Genomic DNA, 2,720 nt, shown 5'->3' with positions numbered 1-2,720 from the left:
CCCGCCGCCCGCCCGCCGCCCACCGTCCGCCCGACGGCCTGCCCCCGCGCGTGGCATGGCTGCGCGTGGCAAGGTCGGGGCCCGGCTGTGTGCAGCAGGGTCGGGTCTGACTGTGTGTAGCAGGGTCCGGGCCGGTCCTGTATAAGGTCTGGGCCCTTTCGAGCTGAGAGCAGGAACGGATCGCGGAAGGTGGCCACCAGGCTGCGGCATGTCGTGCCTGGCGACGCGATAGCGCGAACGGTTCAGCTCGACAGGAGCCGAGGAGGTATCCAGGGCCGAGGCCCGCAGGCCGTGATGGCCACGCCCTCGACGACGGCCACGTGTCACGACGGCCACGCCGTGACGGCGGCCATGCCGCACCGCGGCCATGCCGCACGACGGCCATGCCGCACGACGGCCATGCCGCACGACGGCCATGCCGCACGACGGCCATGCCCCGCAACGGCCATGCCCCGCAACGGCCACGGCCGTGACGGCCACGGCCGCGACCGTCACGGCGGCCCGAGCAGGGTCAGGCCGGGCGGAGCCAGAGGGCGCCGAGAGGGGGGACGCGTAGTGACACCGAGGCGGGCAGCCCGTGCCAGGGAATGTCCTGGGCGTACACGGTGCCGAAGTTGCCGACGCCGGAGCCGCCGTAGTGGTGGGCGTCGGTGTTGAGCACCTCGGCCCAGGCGCCCGCCGCAGGCAGACCGACCCGGTAGTCGTCCACGGGCCGGGCGGAGAAGTTGGCGACGCAGACCAGGGTCGCGCCGTCGGGAGCGATCCGGACGAACGAGACGGTGTTGTTGGCGACGTCGTCACCGGCGAGCCAGCGGAAGCCGGCGGGCGAGGTGTCCTGCGTCCACAGGGCAGGGGTGTCCCGGTAGACCCGGTTGAGGTCGCCGACGAGGCGTTGCACGCCGGCCCGGGCCGGGTCGTGCAGGAGGTACCAGTCGAGGCCGCGCTCCTCGCTCCACTCCCGCTCGTCGGCCAACTCGCAGCCCATGAAGAGGAGCTGCTTGCCGGGGTGCGCCCACATGTACGCCAGCAGTGCGCGCACGTTGGCCAGGCGCTGCCACTGGTCGCCGGGCATCTTGGCGAGCAGCGAGCCCTTGCCGTGCACCACCTCGTCGTGGCTGATCGGCAGCACGTAGTTCTCGCTCCAGGCGTACGCCAGGGAGAAGGTGAGCTGATGGTGGTGGTGCTGCCGGTAGATCGGGTCCTTCGAGGTGTAGAGCAGGGTGTCGTGCATCCAGCCCATGTTCCACTTGAAGCCGAAGCCCAGCCCGCCGTCGCTGGTCGGGCGGGTCACCCCCGGCCATGCGGTGGACTCCTCGGCGATCATCACCACGCCGGGGTGGTGCTTGTAGACCGTCGCGTTGGTCTCCTGCATGAACGCGATGGCCTCCAGGTTCTCCCGGCCGCCGTACTGGTTGGGCACCCACTGCCCGTCGGCGCGGGAGTAGTCGAGGTAGAGCATCGAGGCGACCGCGTCCACCCGCAGCCCGTCGACGTGGAACTCCGCCAGCCAGTAGTGCGCGTTGGCGACCAGGAAGTTGCGCACCTCGCGGCGGCCGAAGTCGAAGACGTACGTGCCCCAGTCGGGGTGCTCGCCGCGACGCGGGTCGGGGTGCTCGTAGAGCGGGGTGCCGTCGAAGCGGGCCAGCGCCCACTCGTCCTTGGGGAAGTGCGCCGGCACCCAGTCCAGGATCACCCCGATGCCGGCGGCGTGCAGCCGGTCCACCAGGTAGCGGAAGTCGTCCGGGTCGCCGAACCGCGACGTCGGCGCGAAGTAGCCGGTCACCTGGTAGCCCCAGGAACCGCCGAACGGGTGCTCCATCACCGGCAGGAACTCCACGTGGGTGAAGCCCAGCTCCACCACGTACGCGGTCAACTGCTCGGCCAACTCCCGATAACCGAGGCCCGGCCGCCACGAGCCGAGGTGCACCTCGTACACGCTCATCGGCTCCTGGTGCGGCTGCTGCCTCGCCCGCCGGGCCAGCCAGTCCGCATCCGTCCACTCGTACGTCGAGCGGTGCACCACCGACGCGGTGGCCGGCGGCACCTCCGCGTACGCGGCGAGCGGGTCGGCCTTGTCCCGCCAGTACCCGTCCGCGCCGAGGACGCGGTACTTGTACCGGGCGCCGGTCGACACCCCGGGCACGAAGATCTCCCACACGCCGGTGGAGCCCAGCGACCGCATCGGCCAGCCGTCGTCCGGTGCCCAGCCGGTGAAGTCGCCGACCACCCGGACACCCCGGGCGTTCGGCGCCCACACCGCGAACGCCACGCCGTCGTCGCGTACCCGGGCGCCGAGCGCCTCCCAGAGCCGCTCGTGTCGGCCCTCGCCGATCAGGTGCAGGTCCAGTTCGCCCAGGGTCGGCGGGTGGCGGTACGGGTCGTCGTGCGGCTGCCCGTCCACCTCGATGCGGTAGTCGAGGACCTCGCCGGGGACGGTCGCCTCGAAGACGCCGACGTCGTGTACCCGGGTCATCGGGTACCGCCGTTCCCCGACCAGCAGACACGGATCGGCCGCGCCCCGACGCATCGTGCGGACCACCGTGCGCCCGTTCGCCGGGTGGGCCCCGAGCACGGCGTGCGGGTCGTGGGTCTCCCCGGAGATCAGCTGGTCCATCGGGCGTCGTCCTTCGTGGCGGAGTCGGTGCCGCTGCGGGGACGGGCGGCAGTGGTGGGGACGGTGGTGGCGATCGGAGCGGCGGCCGTGGCAGTGCCGGCGGCGC

1 protein-coding gene is annotated in these 2,720 nt (G+C 72.2%); it reads right to left on the bottom strand.

The features are described 5' to 3' along the window. Positions 1 to 511: 511 nt before the first annotated feature. Positions 512 to 2,614, bottom strand: a complete 2,103-nt coding sequence (gene glgB, locus EYA84_RS30065) for a 1,4-alpha-glucan branching protein GlgB (protein ID WP_131057532.1) — start codon at positions 2,612 to 2,614, stop codon at positions 512 to 514. Positions 2,615 to 2,720 lie beyond the last annotated feature (106 nt).

Source organism: Verrucosispora sp. SN26_14.1, assembly GCF_004307965.1.
Lineage (GTDB): Bacteria > Actinomycetota > Actinomycetes > Mycobacteriales > Micromonosporaceae > Micromonospora.
This window is presented reverse-complemented; position numbering and strand designations above follow the sequence as displayed.